The organism is Chloroflexota bacterium, from assembly GCA_038040195.1.
Lineage (GTDB): Bacteria > Chloroflexota > Limnocylindria > QHBO01 > QHBO01 > DASTEQ01.
The window spans coordinates 87,418-109,406 of the sequence record JBBPIR010000005.1 but is presented as its reverse complement, the minus strand read 5'-3'; the positions used below and the strand labels follow the sequence as shown (position 1 = coordinate 109,406).

The 21,989-nt window shown below is 69.3% G+C and carries 23 protein-coding genes; 17 read left to right on the top strand and 6 right to left on the bottom strand.

The window, feature by feature from the left end; translation table 11 throughout:
- The first annotated feature begins 8 nt into the window (after positions 1–8).
- The 3 genes from AABM41_07610 (at position 9) to AABM41_07600 (ending at position 3,150) form a co-directional block, all read left to right on the top strand.
- Positions 9–467, top strand: coding sequence for an MOSC domain-containing protein (locus AABM41_07610; protein ID MEK6192175.1), 459 nt, complete (start codon positions 9–11; stop codon positions 465–467).
- The gene (locus AABM41_07605; protein ID MEK6192174.1) at positions 433–1,278 is read left to right on the top strand and encodes an oxygenase MpaB family protein; all 846 of its coding nucleotides are present in this window, start codon (positions 433–435) and stop codon (positions 1,276–1,278) included. Before AABM41_07610 ends, AABM41_07605 begins: the two co-directional genes overlap by 35 nt.
- Positions 1,279–1,350: 72 nt before the next feature.
- Positions 1,351–3,150, top strand: a complete 1,800-nt coding sequence (locus tag AABM41_07600; protein MEK6192173.1) for a heme o synthase — start codon at positions 1,351–1,353, stop codon at positions 3,148–3,150.
- Here the strand turns inward: AABM41_07600 and AABM41_07595 are convergent.
- Positions 3,147–4,142, bottom strand: coding sequence for a cytochrome c oxidase assembly protein (locus AABM41_07595; protein ID MEK6192172.1), 996 nt, complete (start codon positions 4,140–4,142; stop codon positions 3,147–3,149). The genes AABM41_07600 and AABM41_07595 overlap by 4 nt on opposite strands.
- A 59-nt stretch (positions 4,143–4,201) precedes the next feature.
- Here AABM41_07595 and AABM41_07590 point away from each other — a divergent pair, with 59 nt between their 5' ends.
- From AABM41_07590 to AABM41_07555, 8 genes are all read left to right on the top strand, one after another.
- Positions 4,202–5,104, top strand: coding sequence for a hypothetical protein (locus tag AABM41_07590; protein MEK6192171.1), 903 nt, complete (start codon positions 4,202–4,204; stop codon positions 5,102–5,104).
- Between the two features lie 163 nt (positions 5,105–5,267).
- Positions 5,268–6,281, top strand: a complete 1,014-nt coding sequence (gene coxB, locus AABM41_07585; GenBank protein ID MEK6192170.1) for a cytochrome c oxidase subunit II — start codon at positions 5,268–5,270, stop codon at positions 6,279–6,281.
- A 13-nt stretch (positions 6,282–6,294) separates the two neighbouring features.
- The gene (gene ctaD / locus AABM41_07580) at positions 6,295–7,941 is read left to right on the top strand and encodes a cytochrome c oxidase subunit I (protein MEK6192169.1); all 1,647 of its coding nucleotides are present in this window, start codon (positions 6,295–6,297) and stop codon (positions 7,939–7,941) included.
- Complete coding sequence (locus tag AABM41_07575; GenBank protein MEK6192168.1) at positions 7,938–8,522, top strand: cytochrome c oxidase subunit 3; 585 nt, start codon at positions 7,938–7,940, stop codon at positions 8,520–8,522. Before ctaD ends, AABM41_07575 begins: the two co-directional genes overlap by 4 nt.
- Before the next feature lie 13 nt (positions 8,523–8,535).
- Positions 8,536–8,883, top strand: a complete 348-nt coding sequence (locus AABM41_07570; protein ID MEK6192167.1) for a hypothetical protein — start codon at positions 8,536–8,538, stop codon at positions 8,881–8,883.
- 53 nt (positions 8,884–8,936) lie between these two features.
- Positions 8,937–9,449: a TlpA disulfide reductase family protein gene (locus AABM41_07565; protein ID MEK6192166.1), complete on the top strand. Its 513-nt coding sequence runs from the start codon at positions 8,937–8,939 to the stop codon at positions 9,447–9,449.
- An 18-nt stretch (positions 9,450–9,467) separates the two neighbouring features.
- The gene (locus tag AABM41_07560) at positions 9,468–9,704 is read left to right on the top strand and encodes a hypothetical protein (protein MEK6192165.1); all 237 of its coding nucleotides are present in this window, start codon (positions 9,468–9,470) and stop codon (positions 9,702–9,704) included.
- Between the two features lie 82 nt (positions 9,705–9,786).
- Positions 9,787–10,272 carry a hypothetical protein gene (locus AABM41_07555; protein MEK6192164.1) on the top strand — a complete coding sequence of 162 codons (486 nt, stop codon included), beginning with the start codon at positions 9,787–9,789 and terminating at the stop codon, positions 10,270–10,272.
- Here the strand turns inward: AABM41_07555 and ispG are convergent.
- Positions 10,269–11,495: a flavodoxin-dependent (E)-4-hydroxy-3-methylbut-2-enyl-diphosphate synthase gene (ispG, locus tag AABM41_07550; GenBank protein ID MEK6192163.1), complete on the bottom strand. Its 1,227-nt coding sequence runs from the start codon at positions 11,493–11,495 to the stop codon at positions 10,269–10,271. The genes AABM41_07555 and ispG overlap by 4 nt on opposite strands.
- A 146-nt stretch (positions 11,496–11,641) precedes the next feature.
- Here ispG and trxB point away from each other — a divergent pair, with 146 nt between their 5' ends.
- The gene (gene trxB, locus AABM41_07545; GenBank protein ID MEK6192162.1) at positions 11,642–12,652 is read left to right on the top strand and encodes a thioredoxin-disulfide reductase; all 1,011 of its coding nucleotides are present in this window, start codon (positions 11,642–11,644) and stop codon (positions 12,650–12,652) included.
- A gap of 21 nt (positions 12,653–12,673) precedes the next feature.
- On the opposite strand, the gene AABM41_07540 is transcribed toward trxB, so the two are convergent.
- Positions 12,674–13,570, bottom strand: a complete 897-nt coding sequence (locus tag AABM41_07540) for a DUF1028 domain-containing protein (protein MEK6192161.1) — start codon at positions 13,568–13,570, stop codon at positions 12,674–12,676.
- On the bottom strand, positions 13,567–14,373 hold the full coding sequence (locus AABM41_07535; GenBank protein MEK6192160.1) for an LLM class flavin-dependent oxidoreductase: 807 nt from the start codon (positions 14,371–14,373) through the stop codon (positions 13,567–13,569). Before AABM41_07535 ends, AABM41_07540 begins: the two co-directional genes overlap by 4 nt.
- 89 nt (positions 14,374–14,462) lie before the next feature.
- Here AABM41_07535 and AABM41_07530 point away from each other — a divergent pair, with 89 nt between their 5' ends.
- The gene (locus tag AABM41_07530) at positions 14,463–14,864 is read left to right on the top strand and encodes a hypothetical protein (protein ID MEK6192159.1); all 402 of its coding nucleotides are present in this window, start codon (positions 14,463–14,465) and stop codon (positions 14,862–14,864) included.
- A 10-nt stretch (positions 14,865–14,874) separates the two neighbouring features.
- On the opposite strand, the gene AABM41_07525 is transcribed toward AABM41_07530, so the two are convergent.
- Positions 14,875–15,630 (bottom strand): glycerophosphodiester phosphodiesterase, encoded by a 756-nt coding sequence (locus AABM41_07525; GenBank protein ID MEK6192158.1) that lies wholly within the window; start codon positions 15,628–15,630, stop codon positions 14,875–14,877.
- Positions 15,627–16,952: an MFS transporter gene (locus AABM41_07520; protein ID MEK6192157.1), complete on the bottom strand. Its 1,326-nt coding sequence runs from the start codon at positions 16,950–16,952 to the stop codon at positions 15,627–15,629. The genes AABM41_07525 and AABM41_07520 overlap by 4 nt, the downstream gene beginning before the upstream one ends.
- Positions 16,953–17,022: 70 nt before the next feature.
- Between AABM41_07520 and AABM41_07515 the strand changes: the two genes are divergently transcribed.
- From AABM41_07515 to AABM41_07500, 4 genes are all read left to right on the top strand, one after another.
- Positions 17,023–19,344 (top strand): MMPL family transporter, encoded by a 2,322-nt coding sequence (locus AABM41_07515; protein MEK6192156.1) that lies wholly within the window; start codon positions 17,023–17,025, stop codon positions 19,342–19,344.
- Positions 19,345–19,390: 46 nt separating this feature from the next.
- On the top strand, positions 19,391–19,855 hold the full coding sequence (locus AABM41_07510; protein MEK6192155.1) for a DUF1003 domain-containing protein: 465 nt from the start codon (positions 19,391–19,393) through the stop codon (positions 19,853–19,855).
- Positions 19,848–21,071, top strand: a complete 1,224-nt coding sequence (locus tag AABM41_07505) for a CoA transferase (GenBank protein ID MEK6192154.1) — start codon at positions 19,848–19,850, stop codon at positions 21,069–21,071. Before AABM41_07510 ends, AABM41_07505 begins: the two co-directional genes overlap by 8 nt.
- Before the next feature lie 273 nt (positions 21,072–21,344).
- The coding region (locus AABM41_07500; GenBank protein MEK6192153.1) for a hypothetical protein at positions 21,345–21,989 on the top strand (645 nt) is incomplete at its 3' end.

The following is a 21,989-nucleotide window of genomic DNA, read 5'->3' as shown; positions in this document are numbered from 1 at the left end:
CGGCCGCGATGACGGAAATGGCTTTGGGCAAGGTCGAGGGCATCCATCTGCACGGGGAGCGCGGCGAGCCGATGCGGGTGGTCGAAACCGCCGAACTGGTAGCTGGCCACGGCCTGGTCGGGGACCGCATGGCGGGCCTCGGGATTCCCGGCAGCCATGTGACCCTGATCGCCGCCGAGGGCGTGGAGGCCATGATCGGCGAGACCGGCATCCAGCTGGCGCCCCACCAGACCCGACGCAACATCCTGACCCGCGGCCTGGACGTGCCGGCGCTGGTGGGTCGGCGGTTCCAGGTCGGGGAGGCGGTGTGCTACGGGGTCAAGGAGTGCGCCCCCTGTAACCACCTCGAGTCGCTGACTTATCCGGGGGTCCGCGCCGGACTGTCAGGCCGCGGTGGCCTGCGGGCGGACGTGGTGTCCGGAGGTGTCATTCGTGTCGGCGACACGATCACCGTCCTCCCCGGCTGACCTGACCCGAGCGATGGCGGCTGATACCGCCCGCCGCCCGCCGCCCGCCGGGCTGTTCGACCGCGGTTCTGTATCGTGGCGGGTGGATCGCGAGGCGATTGTCCTGGCCGGTGGCACCTGCGCGCTGCTCATGCAGATTGCGCATCCGGCGGTCGCCGCCGCGGTCGATGCCCACTCCGACTTCCGGACCGATCCGTTCGCCCGGCTGCGCCGGACCCTGGGGTCGAGCTGGTCCATCGTCTTTGGCGACCGGCCCACCGCGGAGCGCGCCATCGGACGCATCAATGCCATCCATGCCGCGGTCCGGGGAGTCGTTCCGGAAACGGGGACAACCTATCGGGCGCTCGACCCTGACCTCCTGCTATGGGTCCACGCCACCCTGGTCGACACCGCCCTGCGGATGCACGACCGGTTCGTGGCGCCGCTCAACCCAGCTGAGCGGGACGCCTACCACCGTGAGGCAGCATCGGTCGCGATCCGGCTCGGCGTGCCCGAAGCCGTGATCCCATCCACTGCGGCCGACCTGCGGACGTGGATGGCGGGCCGCATCAAATCCGGGGACGTGCGCGTCAGCCCAACCGCGCGCGCCCTCCTCCCGTGGATTCTGTACCCGACCCGATTCCCGCCGCGCTGGATCTGGGACGTGGCGCACCTGGCGTCGTTTTCGGTCCTCCATCCTGCCGTTCGTCGGCAGTACGGCCTGGGCTGGAGCGCCCCGCGCGAGCGTGGCGTGGAGCGCCTGGCGGCCGCGAGCCGCTGGGTCGTGCCGCGCCTGCCGTCGGTGATCCGCCACGTTCCTGCCGGCCGCTGACCGACCACAGGCCGCGGCTATCATGGCCCCGGCCGGCGCCCTGCCCTGACCGACCGCCGGACGGAGTGAGATTTGTCTCGATTCACCACCCTCGCCGCGCTGGCCGTGGCGATGACCTACCTACTGGTCGTGGTGGGCGCCATCGTGCGCGCCACCGGTTCTGGGCTGGGGTGCCCGGAGTGGCCGACCTGCCACGGGTCGTGGATCCCGCCCATGGACGATCCGCACGCCATCATCGAGTGGAGCCATCGGACGGTGGCCGCCCTGACCGGAGCGGTGGTTGCGGCGGTGGCACTGGTCGCCGTCCTCCGCCATCGAGGCCGGCCCGCGGTGGTGGTGGCCAGCGTCGTGGCCGCCGGCCTGGTGGTGTTCCAGGCCTGGCTCGGCAAGGTCGCGGTCGAGACTGATCTGTCGGGCGACATCGTGACGGCTCATCTGGCCACCGCCATGGGCCTGTTCGCCCTGGTGCTATACGTCTGGATGCGAAGCCGCTACCCGCGACATGTCCCTGCCGCTGGGGGCTGGAGCGGCTTCGCGATCCTCGCCGGCCTGACCACCCTGGCGACCTACGGGCTCTTGCTCCTTGGCGCACACGTGACCGCCACCGGCAGCGCCCTGGCGTTCGACGACTGGCCGCTCATGAACGGAGCCCTGTTCCCGGCCCTGGATGCTGCCGTGCTCCCGCATGTGTGGCACCGATGGGCGACAGTCGCGGTCGGACTGCTCGTGGCCGGGACCGTGGTCGCGGCCCGTCGCGGACGCGAGCCAGCGCCACTGCCCGCGCTGGCCACCGCGGCCGCGGGGTTGTACTTGGCCCAGGTCGTGATCGGCGGCGCGCAGGTGCTGACCGATCTGGCGCCCTGGACCCAGGTCGCCCACGTCGCGCTTGGTGCAGCCGTCTTCGGCACGCTCGCGACCCTGGCCATGGCCGCCCACTACGTGGGTCGCATGGAGTCGGTGGTGACGGCCGATCTCGAGCGGTCGGTCGCGGCCCGGGGCGACACTCTTCGCGCCTACGTGGCTCTGACCAAGCCACGGATCATCGAGCTGCTGCTGGTCACCACCGTCCCGACGATGGTCCTGGCCGAGGGAGGCATCCCCCCGCTCGCCCTCATCGGCTCGGTGCTCGTAGGCGGCACCCTCGCCGCCGGCGGCGCCAACGCCATCAACCAGTACCTTGACCGCGATATCGACGACCTCATGCGCCGGACCCGGAACCGGCCCCTCCCGCGACGCGCGGTGACGCCCCCCGCAGCCTTGGCCTTCGGGCTCGTCCTGAGCGTGGTCTCGTTCGCCTGGCTGTCCCTGACCGTCAACCTGCTGAGCGCCGTCCTGGCGGCCAGCGCGATCGTGTTCTACGTGATCGTCTATACCCTGTGGCTGAAGCGGGCCACCCCCCAGAACATCGTCATCGGCGGCGCGGCAGGCTGCGTCCCGGTACTGGTGGCCTGGGCCGCGGTGACTGGGACGGTGGGACTCCCGGCCCTGGTCCTGTTCGCCATCATCTTCATCTGGACCCCGCCCCACTTCTGGGCCCTCGCGCTCCGTTACCGCGGCGACTACGAGGCCGCCGGCGTGCCCATGCTGCCGGTGGTGCGCGGAGAGGTGGAGACCGCGCGCCAGATCCTGCTGTACTCCCTCGTCCTGGTGGCGGTCAGCCTGCTCCTCCTGCCGGCGGCCGGGATGGGGCTGATCTACCTGGTCGCGGCCGGCACACTGGGCATCGGCTTCGTGGCCTGGGCTATGCGCGTGCGCCGATCACCCGAGGCCGGTGCTTCGGCGATCGGCCTGTTCCGGTATTCCACCCTCTACCTGACCCTGCTCTTCGCGGCAGTCGCGGCCGACACACTGGTCCGCGCGGCCATGGCCTAGAGTCGCGCTGGCCGAGACCCCCGGGCCGCCTGCTCCAGCCGCGCCGCCTCCGCATCCAGCCGCGCTTCCTCGCGGGCGTTGCGCCGCTCTTCCTGGCGGACCCAGGCCGCAATCACTGCGACCATGGCCAACAGAAAGACCAGGTCTCCCCACACCCACATCAGGGTGCCGGCGGCCTGCTGATCCACCAGCGGCGAGGGTCCCCAGGCCCGGACAGTGGTCGCGTAGTGGGGGTACAGGACACCGGCCGCGTTCAGGATCGCAACGCCGAGGAAGGAGTTCTGGGGCATGGCCAGGAACAGGTAGAACAGGCGCATCGGGTGGGGGAGCCGCCACGGGCCGGGGTCGGCGCCGACCACCGGGAACCAGAACAGGAGCGCGGCTCCGAACAGAGTGAGGTGCTGAAGGTAATGAACCCACTCCACCTCCAGCGCCAGGTCGTACAGGTCCGACAGGTGCCAGCCCCAGTTGACGGCCGCGAACAGGAACCACGCCAGCAGGGGGAAGGTGAGTGCCCGCACCAGCCGGCTGTGGAGCACGACGAGCAGCCACCGACGGGTGGTCGGCCCTACCGCTCGCAGGAGGACCGTGACCGGGGCGGCGAGCAAGAGCAGCGGAGCCGCGACGAACTGGAGCAGCAGATGCTGGACCATGTGGATCGTCAGGAGCGCCCCGGAATAGGTCTCTATCGGGGACAGCAGCGCCGCCACGACCGCCGCCAGCCCGCTCATCCAGGCCCAGTGCCGCATCCGGGGCACCGGATTGCGAGGATGCCGCCGCTCGACGCGGCGAACCAGCCACCAGTAGCCGAGCGCGGCCCCGAAGACACCCAGCAACGGCAGCGGGTCGATCGTCCAGGCCAGCAGGGTGTCGGGCCACCCCGGCGCCGGCGGAACCGCGCCGTGGGCAAGCACGGGACTCGGGCGGACGAACCACCCGGCGGTCGCGATGACCGTCAGGCCCGCCACGCTCCGAAGCCGCCCTCCGCGCACCGGGCCATTCTGGCGCCATCTGACGGGAACCACATCCGCCCCACCAGCGTCTGGTGGTCATGACGCGACCTCGCCACGCCCTGCTCGCCGGGCTCCCCGTTGCCATCCTCATCGCCAGCTGCAACCTGGTCAGCCCGCCGGCCTATGCCAGCGTGCCGCATCCGGCCGGATCCGAAGTGGTGGTCCGCATTGCGTGGACCGGCGGCTTCGTCCCGTACGAGTACATCTTTACCTCGCTCCCGCGCTTCACCCTGCTGGGGGACGGACGCGTCCTGGTCGAGGGCCCACAGATCGAGATCTACCCCGGGCCTGCGCTCCCCAACGTCCAGGTCCGACGGCTGACCGAAGAGGGCATCCAGTCGATCCTGTTCCGCATCGCCGAGACCGGTCTGTTCGACGACAGTCATTCGTGGAACGCGGCCACCCAGTTCATCGCCGATGCCAACTCGACCGTCTTCACCGTGCGCGCCGACAACCGTGAGGTCGTCGTCGACGTCTATGCCCTCGGCCTGCTCGCCGAACCGAACGTGGCTCCGCCCGGCATTCCCACCGAAGAGCTCGAGGCCCACGATCGGCTGACCGCCCTCGAAGCTGCCCTGCTGGATCTCGACGCCTGGATCCCGGCCGATGACTGGGCCGATGCGACCTGGCAGTCGTATGAGCCCGATGCCGTGCGTTTGCTGGTCGCCAACATCGATGCCCAGCCGCCCAACCCCGACGGCCTGGACTCGGAGCCGATCCCGTGGCCCGGAACGACGGCTCCCGACCAGTTCGGGACCGCGAGCACCATCCAGGACTTCCGGTGCGGCGTGGTCAGCGGGGCCGAGGGCGCGGCCTGGTATGCAGCCCTGTCGCCGGCCAACCAGCTGACGCGCTGGTCCCACGACGGCCACCTGTACTCCGTGACCCCCAGGCCGCTGCTCCCCGACGAGCCGCTCGACTGCGGCCAGACCGAGGGCTGACGCTTCCGGCCTGACTCGACGGGTACAATGCCGGCCGTGCCGCGGTCGAGCACCTTCGACCGGCTGGCCTGGATCGGGGCGCATAGGGCGTCGGTCGTCTCCACACAGGAGCCCACTCGTCGGACTGATGCGAGCACGGACGCCACACCGCTGGCGGCGGGCGATGATCCGCCTGGCTGCCGTCTGCCTGCCGACCCTCCTGCTGACCGGCTGCCTCTTCCCCCCGGAGCCGATGACGACCCAGGCCGAGGAGGTCCGGACCTTGTTCCTGGTCATCTTTGGGCTAGGCGCCCTGGTCTTCGTTGGGGTCGAGGGCTTCCTAATCTACGCCGTCTTCCGATATCGGCGGCGCGACGACCGGCTGCCGGCCCAGCATCACGGCAACACGAAGGTCGAGATCGTATGGACCGTGATCCCCACGGTGATCGTCCTGATCCTGTTCGTCACGAGCATGTTCACCCTGGGCGACATCAGCGCCCGCAGCGACGACCCGGTCAGGATCGAAGTCGAGGGGCAGCAGTTCTCGTGGACGTTCCGCTATGCCAACGGCTACTCCGTCACCGGCAATGTGTTGGCTCCTCCTGTACTGGTCGTCCCGACCGGCGAGCCGGTGCGCCTCGCCCTGGTCAGCCGCGACGTGATCCACTCATTCTTCGTCCCGGCTTTCCTGGTGAAGACCGATGTCGTCCCATTCGGCCAGGGACAGGCGCCCAACGAGCTGGAGTTCACGGTCACCGCGCCGGGGACCTACCGCGGCCAGTGCGCCGAGTTGTGCGGCACCCTGCATGCGGACATGACCTTCGAAGTGCAGGCCATGGCTCCGGCCGACTTCGAGGCCTGGCTGGCCACGGCCGCGAGTGCGACCCCGACCCCCGCCGCATCGGTGCCACCCGACGCCCACGTCGTGGAGCTGTCGGCTGACAACATCGCATTCAATGTTTTGGAGCTGGATGTCCCGGCCGGCGAGCCGTTCATCATCCGTTTCACCAACGCCGAGGCGGTGGACCACAACGTATCGATCTCGGACGGAACGACCACCCTGTTCACCGGCAGCACGGTGACCGGCCCGGACGTGACGGTTGACTACGTGGTCGACGCGCTGGAGCCGGGCGAGTACACCTTCATCTGCGACTTCCATCCGATCCCGGCCATGACCGGTACCCTGACGGTGCGGTGAGGAGCGACTGACGATGGCGACCACCACCACCCTCGCCCCCGGCACTACGGGCTACGAGCGCTCGTGGGTCCTCGACTGGCTGACCACGGTCGACCACAAGAAGATCGGGGTCCTGTACATCGTCAACGCGTTCGCCTTCTTCTTCTTCGCGGGCCTGTTGGCGCTCGTCGTCCGCACCGAGCTGGCCGTCCCCGGCCTCCAGTTCGTGGACCAGAGCACCTTCAACCAGGCCTTCACGATGCACGGCACCTTGATGATCTTCCTGTTCATCGTGCCCGTCTTCTCCGGCTTCGCCAATTACGTGGTCCCGCTCATGCTCGGCGCGCCGGACATGGCATTCCCGCGGATCAACGCCCTGTCGTTCTGGATGCTGCCACTGGGTGGCCTGCTGATCGTGTCCGGCTACCTGGTGGGAGGCGCCGCGGCCGGTGGCTGGACCGGGTACGCCCCCCTCACCGGGGTGCAGTTCTCGCCGGGCGATGGAACCGACCTGTGGATCATGGGCCTGGCCGTGGTCGGAACGGCCTCGATCCTGGGATCGGTCAACTTCCTGACCACCATCTTCAAGATGCGCGCACCGGGGATGACCCTGTACCGGATGCCGATCTTCGTGTGGACCGTCATGGTTACCCAGGCCCTCATCCTGCTCGCCACGCCGGTCATCACCGCCGCCCTGATCGCGCTGTTCATCGACCGCAACTACGGCGGATCGTTCTTCGATCCCTCGGTCGGGGGTGATCCCATCCTCTGGCAGCACCTGTTCTGGTTCTTCGGCCACCCCGAGGTCTATATCGTCATCCTGCCGGCCCTGGGCGTCGTGAGCGAGATCCTGCCCGTGTTCAGCCGCAAGCCGCTGTTCGGGTATCGCGCCTTCGTGTGGGCCACCATCGCCATCGGATTGCTCTCCTTCAGCGTGTGGGCGCACCACATGTTCACGACGGGTGTCGTGTTCCTGCCCTTCTTCACCTTCATGACCGCCCTGATCGCGATTCCCACCGGGGTGAAGATGTTCAACTGGCTGGCCACCCTGTGGCGCGGCTCGCTGGTGTTCACGACCGCCATGCTATTCGCCCTTGGCGTCATCAGCATGTTCCTGATCGGGGGCATCAGCGGGGTGATGCTGGCTGCCGCGCCGGTCGACTTCCACCTCCAGGACACGTACTTCGTGGTGGCGCATCTCCACTACGTGTTCTTTGGCGGGGCGGCCATGGGCGTCTTTGCGTCGGCCTACTACTGGTTCCCCAAGATGACCGGGCGCCGCCTCAACGAGACGCTCGGCAAGATCCACTTCGGGATGCTGTTGGTGGGCTTCAACGCCGCGTTCTTCGTGCAGCACTCGCTCGGCATCCAGGGCATGCCGCGCCGGATCGCCGACTACGCCGCCGATGCGGGCTGGACCGAGATGAACCTGATCTCGACCGCCGGCGCGTTCCTGATCGCCTTTTCCATGGTCCCGTTCGTGGTCAACGTGGTCACCACGCTGCTGAACGGCGAGAAGGTTGGAGACGATCCATGGGAGGGCAACACCCTGGAGTGGGCGACCACCTCCCCGCCACCGACGTACAACTTCGACCGCCTCCCGCCCATCCGCAGTGAGCGGCCCGTGTTCGACCTGCGCCACAAGCATGAACCCAACCTCCATCCGGAGGCCAATCCATGAGCGCCCAGGCGCCGACCCGCCGCCAGGGCGGCTTTCCCATCCCGCTGGTCGGGATGCTGCTGTTCATCTCGTCGGAGGTGATGTTCTTCGGCGGCCTGTTCGCCACGTACTTCTCGGCCCGAGCCTCCTTCGCCGGTGCGTGGGGCCCACCTCCGGGTGCTCCGGAGCTGGAGATCCTGCCCGTCCCGCTGCCCATCACCCTCATCCTGCTCACCTCCAGCATCACCATGCACTGGGCTGTGCGGGCCATCGGCCGAGGCGACTCCGGTCGATTGCGGTTGTGGCTGGTCGTGACGCTGGGCCTGGGGCTCGTGTTCCTGGCCGGCCAGATCTATGACTACACGACCCTCGGATTCGGGATCTCGGATGGGGTGTACGGCACCGTTTTCTACACTCTGACCGGTTTCCACGGCGCGCACGTCTTCGGTGGTGTGGTGGGGCTCAGCATCCTCACCGCCCGTGCCGGGCAGGGGCAATTCTCGGCCCGCAACCACGTGGCGGTCGAGGCGGTCAGCTACTACTGGCATTTCGTCGACGTGGTGTGGGTGGCCCTCTTCACCACCCTGTACCTGCTCGGCTAAGGGCGGCTGACCGATGCCCGACCAGATCCTCGGTTACGTCCTTCTCGGCGCGGCGGTGCTCGCCATCGCGGCCATCGTGGCTAGTGCCGCGCGCGGGGGTCGCGAGCAGCCGCCACTCCATCCACCGCCCGGGGTCCACGTCCCACCCGGCAGCTGGCTGCCGGTCATCTGGGCCGTGGGCGGTGCCTTGTTGGGGGCGGGGCTCGCCTTCAAGCCGGATGACCAGGCGGCTGCGTGGTGGTTCCTGATCCCCGGCCTTGGGGTATTCGTCGTAGGGGCCATCCTTTCGGTTCGCACCGCCGGCCGGGAGTGGCAGGAGACCGAGCACGGCTCGCACGACGAGGGCTCCGGCCACCACTGAGGCCAACTCCCATCCCACGCCCCGACTCCTCCCGTCTGCCGCGCTGGTGGCTGGTGCTGGCCACGACCGTCCCGTTGCTCCTGGCTGTCGTCCTGGTCGTCGTGGTGGCCGGCGGGGCAGGCCTGCTGACTCCGGCCCTGCGGGTGGCGGATCGGGCGCCGGACTTCGCGCTGGCCGACTTGAACGGTGAGCCGGTCCGCCTGGCGGACTACCTCGGGCGACCCGTGCTCGTGAACTTCTGGGCGTCATGGTGCCTGCCGGCCTGCGCCGAGGAGTTTCCGATCTTGGCCGAGGCGCTCGAGGTCCACGCGGACATCGGGCTGGCGGTGATTGGAATCGTGTACCGTGACCGCTCGGAGGCGGCCCGCGCCTTCGGCGACCAGTTCCACGCGACCTGGCCGCTGGCCATGGATCCAGGAGAACGCGTGGCGCGGGCGTATGGTGTGTTTGGACCGCCCGAGAGCTGGCTCGTGGGTCCGGATGGGACCCTGGTCAGCCGGCACATCGGACCGTTCACCGCCGAGGAGCTGGCGGAAGCGCTGGTTCACCTGGCCACCGACCACTGAGCGGAGGTACGGCGAGACATGGAGTCGAACGTCCCGGCCACGACCGAGCAGCCGGCGGTTCCCGCCACGACCGAGCAGCCGGCGGTTCCCGCCACGACCGATCAGGCTGTCGTCCCGTCAATTCCTCAGCCGCCGCCCAAGCCTGGTCAGAACGTGGCGACTGGGCTCTTCCCGCTGGCCCTGGGCCTCCTCGTACTGGCCTTCCTGGCACTCGCGTTTTGGACTCTCATGGCGGCCACCGGGAGCGGCCTCTAGATTCTCGCTTCCCGCGCCGCGAGTGGCTACGATGCGCGGCAGCGGTCGTCGATCACGCCGCCCAAGCAGGGAGGACCATCCCATGCGCCCACGAGTCGCCCCGCGCTTCTCGCACCGATGGATCAGACCCCTGGCCGCAGCGGCGGCCCTGATGCTGCTCGCGACCGCGTGTACGAGCGGCGGGGGCGGCGGCGGGGGCAACGGTGACACGACCTACGTCCTGCGAGTCCTGCTGGTGAACCGCGATCCGGCTGCCAGCCATGTCCTCAGCTACTCTGCGGGCGCGCCGTTGGCCAGCAGCCCGGACGAGGAGACGGTCGAGTCCTGCGCCGCGGTGATCGTCCACTACGACGTCGTGGATCCCTTCGAGCTGCTCGTCGATGGGGTGCCGGTGATCATCTCGGACGAGCTTCCGAACGGTGTGCCCGCGGAGACCGACGTGATCGCCACCATCGACGTCCTCGCGGACGGAACGGCGATCCCGTTCATTGGTGATTCGTCGGGCGGCTCGTCCGTGGTCGGCGGTCGGGGCCTGAGCAAGCCGGCAGCGGTCGCGATCTGTCTCTAGCCGGGGTAGCGGGCCGCCACGTACTCGTCGAGGATGGCGAGGAACCGCGGCACGATGTCGTCGCCGCGCAGGGTCGTGCGCAGCGCGCCGTCAACGTAGACAGGGGCCACCGGCTCCTCGAACGTTCCGGGCAGGCTGATTCCGATGTCCGCGTGGCGGCTTTCCCCCGGCCCATTCACGACGCAGCCCATGACCGCCACGCGGAGCTCCTCGACGCCCGGGTGCTGAGCCTTCCAGGCAGGCATCTGGTCACGCAGGTGGGCCTGGATGTCGCGCGCCATCTCTTGGAAGAAGGTCGAGGTCGTCCGGCCGCAGCCCGGACAGGCCGAGACCTGCGGGACGAACGAGCGGAGCCCGAGCGACTGCAGGACCTGCTGGGCGATCTGCACCTCCTCGGTCCGATCCCCACCCGGTGACGGGGTCAGGCTGACCCGGATCGTGTCGCCGATCCCCTCATCGAGCAGGATGGCCAACCCGGCCGTGGAGCCGATGATCCCGCGGCTGCCCATCCCGGCCTCGGTCAGGCCCAGGTGGAGCGGATACTCGCAGCGGGTCGCGAGGCGACGATAGATCTGCACCAGGTCCGGCACGCCGCTGACCTTGGCGCTGATGATGATCCGGTCGTGGCCCAGGCCGGTTTCCTCGGCCAGGGTGGCCGAGCGCAGGGCCGATTCGAGCATGGCGTCGATCATCACCGCCCGGCTGTCGCGCGGCTCGGGGCTGGCGGCGTTGGCATCCATCAGCTCGGTCAGCAGCTGCTGGTCGAGCGAGCCCCAGTTCACGCCGATCCGCACCGGCTTGTCATTGGCCAGAGCGACTTCCACGATGGTCCGGAACTGCTCGTCCCGCCGCTTGGTGCCCACGTTGCCGGGATTGATGCGGTACTTGGCCAGGGCGGCCGCGCAGGCCGGGTATTTGGTCAGCAGCAGGTGGCCGTTGTAGTGGAAGTCCCCGATGATCGGGACCCCGACGCCCAGCTTGTCCAACTTGTCGCGGATGACCGGCACCGCTTCAGCGGCCGCATCGGTGTTGACCGTGACCCGCACCAGCTCGGAGCCCGCGTGGGCCAGCTGGGCGACCTGGATGGCGGTTGCATCGGCGTCGGCGGTGTCGGTGTTGGTCATGGACTGCACGACCACCGGATGGTCCGAGCCGACCAGCACGCCGCCCACATCGACGGTGGTGGTCGCCCGGCGGGCGGCTGCGGCTGGGGTTTCGCTCATGGGTGTCACGAGTGTACCGATGTGAGCCGACATGCGACCGCCCCGCGACTGTCCCGAGGGCATATCACTTGCGTACTTGCGCAACTAATGATACCCTGACGGTAGGTTCCGTGCGTGATGTGCGGACTAGACTGCAGACCGAGGACATGACGAGCACCGCAACTCCCCCTTCAACCTCGACCGATCCGGTTGACCTGTCACACCGCAAGCTCGCCATCATCGGTTCGGGTCCGGCCGGCCTGACGGCCGCCCTGTATGCCGCGCGCGCCAACCTGGAGCCCGTGGTGTTCGCCGGCAATGCGCCGCTGGGCCAGCTGATGATCACCTCCGACGTCGAGAACTACCCTGGATTCCCCGACGGCATCCTGGGACCGGAGCTCATGGACCTGTTCCGGCGGCAGGCGGAGCGGTTCGGCGCGCATCTGGTGGAGGAGGACGTCACCAAGGTCGACTTCAGCCAGCGCCCGTTCAAGCTGTGGGTTCGTGACGACCTGTACCTGGCCGATGCCGTCATCGTGGCCACCGGGGCCAGCGCCCTGTGGCTGGGCCTCCCGAGTGAGGAGGCATTCCGCGGACGCGGGGTCAGCGCCTGCGCCACGTGTGATGGCTTCTTCTTCCGCGACCGGGAAGTGGCGGTGGTCGGGGGCGGCGACACGGCGCTGGAGGAGGCGCTGTTCCTGACCAAGTTCGCGTCCAAGGTCACCATGCTCGTCCGGCGCGACGAGCTGCGCGGATCGAAGATCATGCAGGACCGCGCCTTCGCGCACCCCAAGGTCGAGGTGCGGTGGAACCGCGAGGTGGCCGAAGTTCTCGGCAACACCACCGTCGACCAGCTGCGCCTGCGCGACACCCAGAGCGGCGAGGAGGAGATGTTCGACGCCCAGGGCCTGTTCATCGCCATCGGCTACAAGCCCAATACCGACCTGTTCGTGGGGCAGCTGGACCTCGACGAACGCGGCTACTGCCAAGTCGCCGGTCGGACAGCCGGCGAGACGAGCTCGAACATCGAGGGCGTGTTCGTAGCCGGCGATGTCCACGACCACACCTACCGACAGGCCGTCACGGCTGCGGGGGAAGGCTGCAAAGCGGCCATCGACGCCGAGCGCTGGCTGGAGTCCATCGGCGAGCACGTGGCCACCACCGCCACCAACTGGTAGCCGGCCGGCCCGATCGCGGGGTCAGGCGGTCAGCTGGGCCGCCAGCTCGGGCGTCATCCCCTCCCGGCTGGCATCCGCGAGGTGCTGGAGGGTGGTCCGCCAGCGCGCGTCGGCCGCGAAGGCGATCTGCAGCTCTCGACGGGCGGCATCCAGCTCGCCGCGCTTGGCGTGTTCGATACCCATCCAGAAGACCAGCTCCATGGCTCCCGGCGTGCGGCGCCGGGCCTCGGCGTAGCGATCGGCTTCCGAGCGGCCGGCGCGCGCCGCGTCGCCCTCCTCGTCGAACAGGGCGTAGCTCTCATACAGGCCCACCAGGCGCCGCAGCTCGGGAACCGGATCAGGATGGTCGTCGACTCGAGCGTCGAGGATGCGTCCTTTCCAAGGAGCGGGCTGGAGGGTCGACTCCACGATCGTGATTGCCGCACTCTGACGGCCGCGGACATCGCCCCCTTCCGCCTCCCCCGCCTCGAGGGCGCGGATGAGCCGTTCGCTGAACGGCAGCCCCTCACCGAGAGCGGCCTCGTAGGCCGCGGCCATCGCCGGCCAGCACGTGTCGCGCTCGAGGAGATTGCCCTGGACGGTGAAGCCCTCGCGGACCAGGTGCCCGGCGGCCGGGATGGTCTCGGTCCCGGTGAACGCGGCGGCTCCGCCGTCGGCGTCCACGACCCCGACCTGCCGGATCTGGGGCGTCAGGTCACTCGCGATCAGGGCCGCGACCACCTGCTCGGCCTTCCGCCCGTTGCGCAGCAGCCCGAGGCCGACCGGACCATACGAGACGTCCACCTGGGCCTGGGTCGCAATCGCACCCACGCCTGCCTCGAGCCAGGGCACGACCAGGCCCACGCCGAGGTAGTGGGACTGCACCGCGACTCCCAGGCGTCCCGTTTCCGGGTCGCGGGCCACGATGCTGTACGTCATGCGCGGAGAGTAGCCGCCCGCGCGACGTTCAACCACGCCTCCGGCGTGTCCTCCGCCGGCAGTCCGCGGATCACCAGGGTGTCGAGCACGGACCGATAGCCGGCCAGCCCCGGCGCCACCCCTCCGGGCTCCTCGGCCACCACCCCGATCACCGATTCGCCGGATGCGACCTGGGCATCGATCACCCGCCGATACGAGCCGCCATACCCGACATACCGCGCCTGCTCGCTCGCCAACCGTTCATCGGCGCCCCGCCCGACAGCCACCCGGACATACGCCGCGATTCGGGGCATCGTGCGACCGGCGGCCGCCGCCCCCGCCTCCACCACGCGCCGGCGTTCCGACGCCAGGCGCGGTCCGGCCCAGTTGAGGAGCACCACGTCCGCCGCCGCTCCGCCCAGCTCGGCCATCCGGGGTCCCACCGCCGCAACGCCGATGGCGTAATCGGGGAGGAGGCCGCGCAGCACGCCAAATCCCCGCCGCACCGCGTCCAGCGAGCGCCCCGAACCGCTGCCGACACCCACGGTGAGCCGGTCGGCCGGCAAACCGGCCGACGCGACCCGCTCCGCGATCGCGTCCGGGGAGGCTTCGCTGAGTGCGATCACGCCCACCGCCAGGCGGAGTCGGTTCGTGGCCTCCGCAACCGCGGCCAGCGTGTCGAGGCCTGACGCTCCAGGCACGTCGTTGCACCACAGCTCGTCATAACCCAGGCCCTCGAGCGCCACGCCCAGTTCGCCGAGCCAGGGTCGCAGCCCGGCGCTAACCCCGAACGCCAGGCGGGGTTGGTGGCGCTTGACGGTCACCTGGTGCTCCCTTGATCGACGGCTGCGGGCGGCGGGTGTAGGCTCCCCCCGAGGAATGCGCAGCAGCGCATCACGAGGAGGTCAGCATCATGCACCTGTTCATCATCAGTGCCGAAAACCGGCCCGGAACCCTGGCTGATGCCCTCGAGGCCATCGCCGAGAAGGGAGTGAACGTCATCACGGGTGGCGGCGCCGCCTGGGGCGACGGCGGCTCGATCGCCATCCAGACCAACGACGATGACTCGACCCGCGCCGCGCTCCAGGGCAAGGGTGTCAAGTCCCGCGAGGTCGAGGCCATCGTTGCCTGGCTCGAGGACCGCCCCGGCACGCTGGCCAACGCGGCACGTCTTCTCGCGTCGGCGGGCGTCAACATCGAGGCGCTCATCCCGGTCGGGATGGAGGCTGGCAAGGTGGGGGTGCTGTTCGGCGTCGACAATGCGGGCGCAGCCAAAGAAGCGCTTGGCGAACTGACGGCGGCTGCCGCCGGCTAGGCCGGCCGTCCTACTCCGGGCGGGGGCCGAGCGCGGCCCTCGCCAGTTCGGGAACGTCGGTGACGAAGCCCCACGCGCCGGCGGCGGCCAGCTGCTGCATGCGCTCGGGCTCGTTGACCACGTAGCAGCCCACTCGGCACCCGTATGCGGTCGCCAGCTGGATGTTGGGCCCCGGGTCAAACCCGAGATCGACCTCGAAGGGCAGGATCGCGGCGTGGCCGTGCTCGACGGCCCACGTCAGCCCGCGCTCGAAGATATCGCCCGGTACGAGCAACAACCCGGTCGGCAGGTCCGGGGCCAGCTCCCGAACGCGCTGAATGGCGCCCTCCTGGAAGCTCATCACGGTGACCAGCCCCGCGCTCCGGACCTCTGTTCCGGCCAGCACCGCCACCACGCCATCCGCCGCCTCTGGAGCCTTGATCTCGACCGCCAGCCCGATGCCGGCGGGTAGCCAATCCACGACCTCGGGCAGGGTGGGCACCGTCAACCCCCGGTCCCGGTACGGATAGTCGCCGTTCGGGCCGGGGAAGGCCCATCCGGCGTCGGCGGCCTGGATCTCCGCCATCGGCGCATCGGCCACGGTCGTCGTACGGTCGGTCGTCCGATCCAGGGTCGGGTCGTGGATGACCGCCAGCTGGCCATCGGCGGACACGTGGATGTCCACCTCGATCGCGTCGGCCCCCGCTTCCACGCCGAGCCGGAAGGCCTCCATCGTGTTCTCCGGGGCGCGCGCCGAGGCGCCCCGGTGGGCCACCACCAGGGTCATGTCGACCCGGATGCGCCCGCCAGGACGGCTTCCGCCTCCTCGGCCGCCCCTGCCGGCGGCTCCGGGACGCCCCGCACGATCCAATACCCGATCACCATCAGGATCAGGAGCGACAGGATGGCGATCTGGTACGCCGCCTTGCCCACCGGTTCGAGCAGGACGCACACGATCGCGCCGAAGGCGATGGGGCCGATCACCGCGCTGAACTTCCCGGCCAGCCCGAACAGCCCGAACATCTCACCCACCCGCGCAGGAGGCGTAAGGCGCAGCAGCAGGAGGCGGTCGGTGACGGCCGTGCCGCCCAGGCCGGAACCCAGGATCGCCCCCGCCGGCAGGAACGCGAGCTTGTTCGGAAACAGCCCGATGATCAGCAGTCCGAGGACCCACGAGGCGAGCACCGTCAGCAGGGTGCGCTTGGGTCCCCAGCGATCGGCGAGGTAGCCCCACCCGAACGACGCCAGCACCGCGACCACGGTCAGGCCGATCAGTACGTACAAGGCCTCGCTTTCGGTGAAGCCGACCGCGTTGATGGCGAACAGGCTCATGACTGCGATGGCCGTGTTCACCCCGTCGGAGTAGAAAAAGCGGCCCACGATGAAGCGGCGCAGCCCGAGGCGCTCCCCGGCGTGCTGCCACGTGACGCCGAGCTGCCGCCATGAGCCCACCGCATCGGCCACCCGGAACGGCGCCCCGGTCCGCGGGCGCTCGCGCACGACGAGGAACAGCGGAATGGCGAACACCGCGAACAGCGAGGCGACCAGCATGAAGCTGGCCGCGGTGGTCAGGCCGGCGTCGTCGGTCGTGAAGCGGAGTAGCAGGCCCGACACGATCGTCCCCACGTAGCCGAGCCCGACCCCGATCCCCGACAGGCGACCCCGCTTCTCCGGGCGTGCCACGTCGGGGAGGATGGCGTCGTAGTAGATGAGTGCGGCCTGGAACGCGAAGTTCGCGATCGCGAACGCCAGCAGGCCGAGCCAGATGTCGACCAGGCCGATGACCGCGGTCGGCACGACGCACAGGACCGTGAATACGAACAGGTACCGCTTCCGCCCGCCAGTTCGATCGCTCACCGCTCCCAGGGCCGGCGAGACGAGGGCGTTCAGCAGCACCGACAGGCTGCCGGCCACGGTGAAGGCCAGGGTCCCGTTGGCCTCGCCCAGGGCCCTCACCGTCCAGGGGCCCATGGCAAAGCTGACGATGGCGAACGAGTAGATCGTGTTCGCGAAGTCGTACAGGCCCCACGACAGGCCCTCGACCGAGCTGCCGGAGCGGGTCAGTCCGCCGAGGCTGCGCCACCAGCTGGCGGGCGACAGGACCGTCACGTCGCGGACCGATGACTCATGCGCCCGATCATATCTGCCCCAATCGGTCGGGTCGGCTAGAGTGCGCCCCGTGTTCGCGGCCCTGGGCAGGTTCTCGTACCGCTTCCGGCGCTGGATCCCACCCGTGGGCCTGGCCCTGGTCATCGGTCTGACGGTCTGGTCCAACCAGGCAGGCGGCGAGCTGTCGCAGGGTGGCTGGCAGATCGCGGGTTCCGAATCGCGGACGACCGAGGAGCTCCTGGCGGACCGGTTCGGGGAGCAGGCGACCGCCATCTTCGTCATCCTGCGGGACCCGGCGGGGGATGCCGCGTCGCCCGAGTTCCAGCAGGTGGTCTCGGACGCGGTCGCCCCTTTGGCCGACGATCCGGTGGTCGACGAGATCATCACCTACGCCGACAACGGGGATCCACGGTTCCTCTCGACCGATGGCGCCGCCACGTTCGCCCTGGTCCGGCTGAGCTCGCCCGACGAGGAGGCCGTCGAAGACGCTCGCCGCCTGGTGGAGCTGGTGGAGCGCCCGCCGGGCGTCGAGACCCGGATCACGGGCGTGCCAGTCGTGTACGACGAGTTCAACGGGGTCATCGAAGAAGACCTCCAGCAGGCGGAGATCATCAGCCTGCCCATCGCCGGCGCCATCCTCCTGGTGGTCTTCGGGACTCTGGTGGGCGCTGGGCTCCCGTTGCTGATCGCGGGCCTGTCGCTGATCTCGACGTTCGCGGTCATCGGGTTGCTGGCCTCGTCGTACGACATGTCGATCTTCGTCACCAACCTGGCGACCATGATCGGCCTGGCCCTGGCCATCGACTACTCGCTGTTCCTGGTCAGCCGCTTCCGAGAGGAGCTGCTGCACCACCCGGTCGAGGAGGCACTGGAGCGCACCATGGCCACCGTCGGCAAGGCGGTGGCGGTGTCGGGCATCGCGGTGGCCATCGGCCTGGGGGCGCTGACGGTGTTCGAGGCCGCGGCATTGCGCTCGATGGGCATTGGCGGGGTCGTCGTGGTGGTCGCCACTCTCGTGTACTCCATGACCGTGCTACCCGCCCTGCTCGGCATGCTGGGTCATCGTGTGAACCGGCTGCGGATCCCGGTCCCGGCGTTCCTGCGATTCGTCGAGGTCGACCCAGTGGAGGCGGAGCGGCGCCGCGGCCACGGGTTCTGGTCCCGGGTCGCCGGGCGGGTCATGCGCCGGCCGGTCTTGATCGGGGCGCCCATCCTGGTCCTGCTCCTGGTGGCCGGGATCCCGTTCCTGCACATCCAGCTGTCCACCGGCGGCAACCTCGAGGACCTGCCCGACACCCCGGCCAAGCAGGGTTTCATCATCCTGCGCGACGAGTTCCCAGGTGGCGACGCCGACCCCATGCTGGCCGCAGTCACCTACCCCGGCGAGGATGACCTGACCGATGGCGGGCTGGCGCCCGAGCGCCTGGCTGATCTGGGCGCATACGTCGATCAGGTTGCCGCGTTGCCCGACATCCAGAGCGTCGAGAGCGTGCTCGACCCGCCACCCGGCATTCCCGCCGACCAGTACCTCGCTCTCCTGGCTGCGCCTCGCGAGGCATGGCCGGCGGGTCTGGACGAGTGGGTGGCTCAGACCGTCGCCGGCGACACGGCGAAGGTCACCGTGTTCTCGACCCTGCTGCCCGACACGGAGGCCGGTCGGGGCCTGGTAGCCAAGGTGCGCGATGTGCCGGAACCGTCCGGGTCCACGGTTGGGGTGACCGGATTGGCCGCTCGATCGGCGGACTTCATGGACAGCTTCCGCGCCAGCGTTCCGGTCGCGGTGGCCATCGTCATCGCCGTCACCATGGTGGTCCTGTTCCTGACCTTCGGATCGGTCTTTCTGCCGGTGAAGGCGGTCCTCATGAGCCTGATCTCGATCAGCGCCAGCTTCGGCGCGCTGGTGTGGGTCTTCCAGGACGGCAACCTCCAGGACCTGCTCGGTTTCGAGGCCAACGGGTCGCTGGGTGCCTGGCTGCCGATCCTGATGTTCGCGATCCTGTTCGGGCTTTCGATGGACTACGAAGTGCTCCTCCTTTCGCGCATCCGCGAGCGGTGGGTGGCGACCCGCAACAACACCCAGTCCGTGGCGGAGGGGATCGGGATCACGGGTGGGATCATCACCGGAGCGGCGCTGATCATGGTCGTGGTGTTCGGGACCTTCGCCCTGTCCGACGTCCTGTTCCTGAAAGCGATCGGTTTCGCCCAGGCGCTGGCCGTGCTCATCGATGCCACGATCGTGCGCGGCCTCCTGGTGCCCGCCTTCATGCGGGTCATGGGTCGGCTGAACTGGTGGGCCCCGGCGCCGGTCCAGCGGGCAGTGGCCAAGCTCGGTCTGTACGAGGCACCTGCTCCGGTGTCGGCGACATCGTCGGGAGAGAGCGCCTCAGCCTGACCGGAACGCTAGCCTTGGGCTGAACGCCGCAGCTGAGGTTTGCTCCATGCGCCTTGCGACTCCCGCCGCGCGCCCGCCACGACACCGACATCCCGTGAACGTCGCGCTCATCGACGAGGCTCCGCTGGGCGCCCGAATCGCGGACCGTGCGACCGCGGTCATCGGGAGCTGGCGCTTCATCGTGATCCAGACGGTGATCGCCGTGATCTGGATCGCCGCCAACGTCTACCTGGTCTTCAACTTCGATCCGTACCCGTTCATCCTGCTCAACCTCGCCTTCGGGACCCTGGCAGCCTACTCGGGCCCCCTGATCCTCCTGGCCGGCAACCGGCAGGATGCCCGGGACCGCATGACCTTGGAACATGCCGCCGGCGAGACCGATGTCGCCGAGCAGCAGAATGAGCAGCTGCTGCACGGGAATGCCGAGATCCTGGATCGGATCGAGGGCCTCGAACACCTGATCCTCGAGCTCGAGTCGCGAATTCTGGACAGGCTGCCGGCCGGTGGCTGACGCGCCGACGCGGGACCCGACGTTCCCGTTGGACGGCGTCATCGTTCTCGACTGCTCGAGGGTCCTGGCCGGGCCCCACGCCACGATGCTGCTCGCCGACCTTGGCGCCGACGTCTGGAAGCTCGAGCCGCCGTCCGGCGATGAGACGCGCGGCTGGGGCCCACCGTTCTGGGGCGACCCGGGCGATCGGCGGAGCGCCTATTTCGCGGCGGTGAACCGCAACAAGCGCAGCCTCGTGGTCGACCTGAAGACCGATGCCGGTCAGGAGCTCCTTGACCGGCTGGCGGCCCGTGCCGACGTGCTCGTCCACAACTACGTGCCGTCGGTGGCGGCACGGCTTGGCCTCGCCGCAGACCGGTTGGGTGAGCGCCATCCTCACCTGGTTGTGACCGCGATCGGCGGATTCCCCGGCACCGGGATGCTGGCCGAGCGCCCGGCTTACGACCTGGTCGCGCAGGCATGGAGTGGTCAAATGGCGGTCACCGGCGCGCCAGGAGGCGAGCCCGTCAAGTTCGGGGTCGGGCTGCTGGACCTGCTGGCCGGCCTGGAGGCCGCGGTCGCTGCGCTGGCGGGGCTGGCGGCTCGCGAGCGCGGACGTCGTCATCCGGATCCCGGGAGGACAGCGGTGCCGCCGGCATCGGTCAGCCTGGTCGAGGCCGCCGTCGCGGGGCTGACGAATGTGCTCGGGTACCACCTGGCCACCGGGGAGGAGCCGCGCCGATGGGGGACCGGGCACCCCGACATCGTGCCGTACCAGGTCTTTGCGGCCCGTGACGGGCACGTGGTGGTGGCCGTCGGGAATGACGCTCAGTTCGCACGCCTGTGCGCCCTCCTGGGCGTGGAACCGGAGGCGGCATGGGCCACCAACCCGGGACGCGTCCCGCGCCGAGCTGAGGTGCTGGCGGTGCTGGCGCCGCGTATCGCCGAGTGGCACCGCGACGAGCTGCTGGCGGCCATGACCGCCGCCGACGTTCCCGGCAGTCCGGTTCACAGCGTTGGCGAGGCCGTGGCGGCTATGCGGCAGGTCGAGCCGGACTGGATCACGTCCGTGGATGGCGTCCAGCTGCCCGCCTCGCCGATCCGGATCGAGGGCGTCCAGCTTCCCGTGCGACGGCCGCCACCCCGCCTGGGCGAGCATACCGACGAGATTCTGACCCAGGCCGGTTTCAGTGCCGGCGAGATTGCTGCGCTGCGCGCGAGCGGAATCGTGGCGTAGCCGATCGAGGCTCCCACGAGGTACGGGTTGCCCCACCAAATGGGCTATGGCGGCCTCAGTACCAAATACGGTTTGCTATCCCCCGGGCCTGGATCGTCTCCGCCCTAAGGGGTGGAGATGGAGGAGGATCCGTGGCCTGCGGGGGTATTGCTGCCAGGCGGAGTCGGATCCATACAAACTCAAGTCCAGCAACCCGGGCCTGATATCGCGCGCTCGCGACGAGCCGTGCCACGCGTCGCCCGATTTGGGTTTGCCGTACTCCTAGGCGGCGTGTTGGCAGTCGCCACCGCCAGCATCCCACCGCCAGTTCTGGCGGTCGATCAGACCTGGGACAACGGGAGCGGCGATGGCCTATGGACCAACCCGGTCAACTGGTCCGGCAACGTCGCTCCCGGAGCGGCGGATCGGGCCGTCTTCGACCCGCTCGTGAGCGTGACGAGCGCGACGATCACCGCCAACGTTTCGGTGCAGGGCGTGCTGATCATGGCTGGTTACACCGGAACCATCACCCAGGGCGCCGGAACCACCCTGACCGTCGGCGCCGCTGCCTTCACGCAGGCAGCCGGCACGTTTCTCGGCGGCAATGCGGCGATCACCGTCAACAACGCCTTCACTCTGAGCGGCGGATCGTTCACGAGCACCAGCGGAACGCTTACCGTCACCGGCGCGTTCACGCAGTCGGGCGGGACGTTCGTCCACAACAGCGGGACGGTCGCGTTCTCGACGAGCAACGTCACGATCGACGTCCCGACCAATCTGACCCTCAATAACGTCTCCTTCCTGTCGGGGACCAAGACCATTGCCGCCGGGGACACGCTGGACATCCTGGGGACGCTCAATCTCGCCGGTGGCGTGGTCAATGGCGGGACCCTGGCTGCCGCGGCCAACATCGACGTCCAGTCCGGGTTCACCGGCAAC

What these genes read in the sequence shown, in the direction of transcription:
- AABM41_07540 (MEK6192161.1), bottom strand. Translation starts at nt 13,570, where the DNA reads ATGACGTACAGCATCGTGGCCCGCGACCCGGAAACGGGACGCCTGGGA.
- AABM41_07610 (MEK6192175.1), top strand. Translation starts at nt 9, where the DNA reads ATGACGGAAATGGCTTTGGGCAAGGTCGAGGGCATCCATCTGCACGGG.
- AABM41_07570 (MEK6192167.1), top strand. Translation starts at nt 8,536, where the DNA reads ATGCCCGACCAGATCCTCGGTTACGTCCTTCTCGGCGCGGCGGTGCTC.
- ctaD (MEK6192169.1), top strand. Translation starts at nt 6,295, where the DNA reads ATGGCGACCACCACCACCCTCGCCCCCGGCACTACGGGCTACGAGCGC.
- AABM41_07510 (MEK6192155.1), top strand. Translation starts at nt 19,391, where the DNA reads ATGCGCCTTGCGACTCCCGCCGCGCGCCCGCCACGACACCGACATCCC.
- AABM41_07575 (MEK6192168.1), top strand. Translation starts at nt 7,938, where the DNA reads ATGAGCGCCCAGGCGCCGACCCGCCGCCAGGGCGGCTTTCCCATCCCG.
- ispG (MEK6192163.1), bottom strand. Translation starts at nt 11,495, where the DNA reads ATGAGCGAAACCCCAGCCGCAGCCGCCCGCCGGGCGACCACCACCGTC.
- AABM41_07560 (MEK6192165.1), top strand. Translation starts at nt 9,468, where the DNA reads ATGGAGTCGAACGTCCCGGCCACGACCGAGCAGCCGGCGGTTCCCGCC.
- AABM41_07530 (MEK6192159.1), top strand. Translation starts at nt 14,463, where the DNA reads ATGCACCTGTTCATCATCAGTGCCGAAAACCGGCCCGGAACCCTGGCT.
- AABM41_07555 (MEK6192164.1), top strand. Translation starts at nt 9,787, where the DNA reads ATGCGCCCACGAGTCGCCCCGCGCTTCTCGCACCGATGGATCAGACCC.
- AABM41_07525 (MEK6192158.1), bottom strand. Translation starts at nt 15,630, where the DNA reads ATGACCCTGGTGGTGGCCCACCGGGGCGCCTCGGCGCGCGCCCCGGAG.
- AABM41_07590 (MEK6192171.1), top strand. Translation starts at nt 4,202, where the DNA reads ATGACGCGACCTCGCCACGCCCTGCTCGCCGGGCTCCCCGTTGCCATC.
- trxB (MEK6192162.1), top strand. Translation starts at nt 11,642, where the DNA reads ATGACGAGCACCGCAACTCCCCCTTCAACCTCGACCGATCCGGTTGAC.
- coxB (MEK6192170.1), top strand. Translation starts at nt 5,268, where the DNA reads ATGATCCGCCTGGCTGCCGTCTGCCTGCCGACCCTCCTGCTGACCGGC.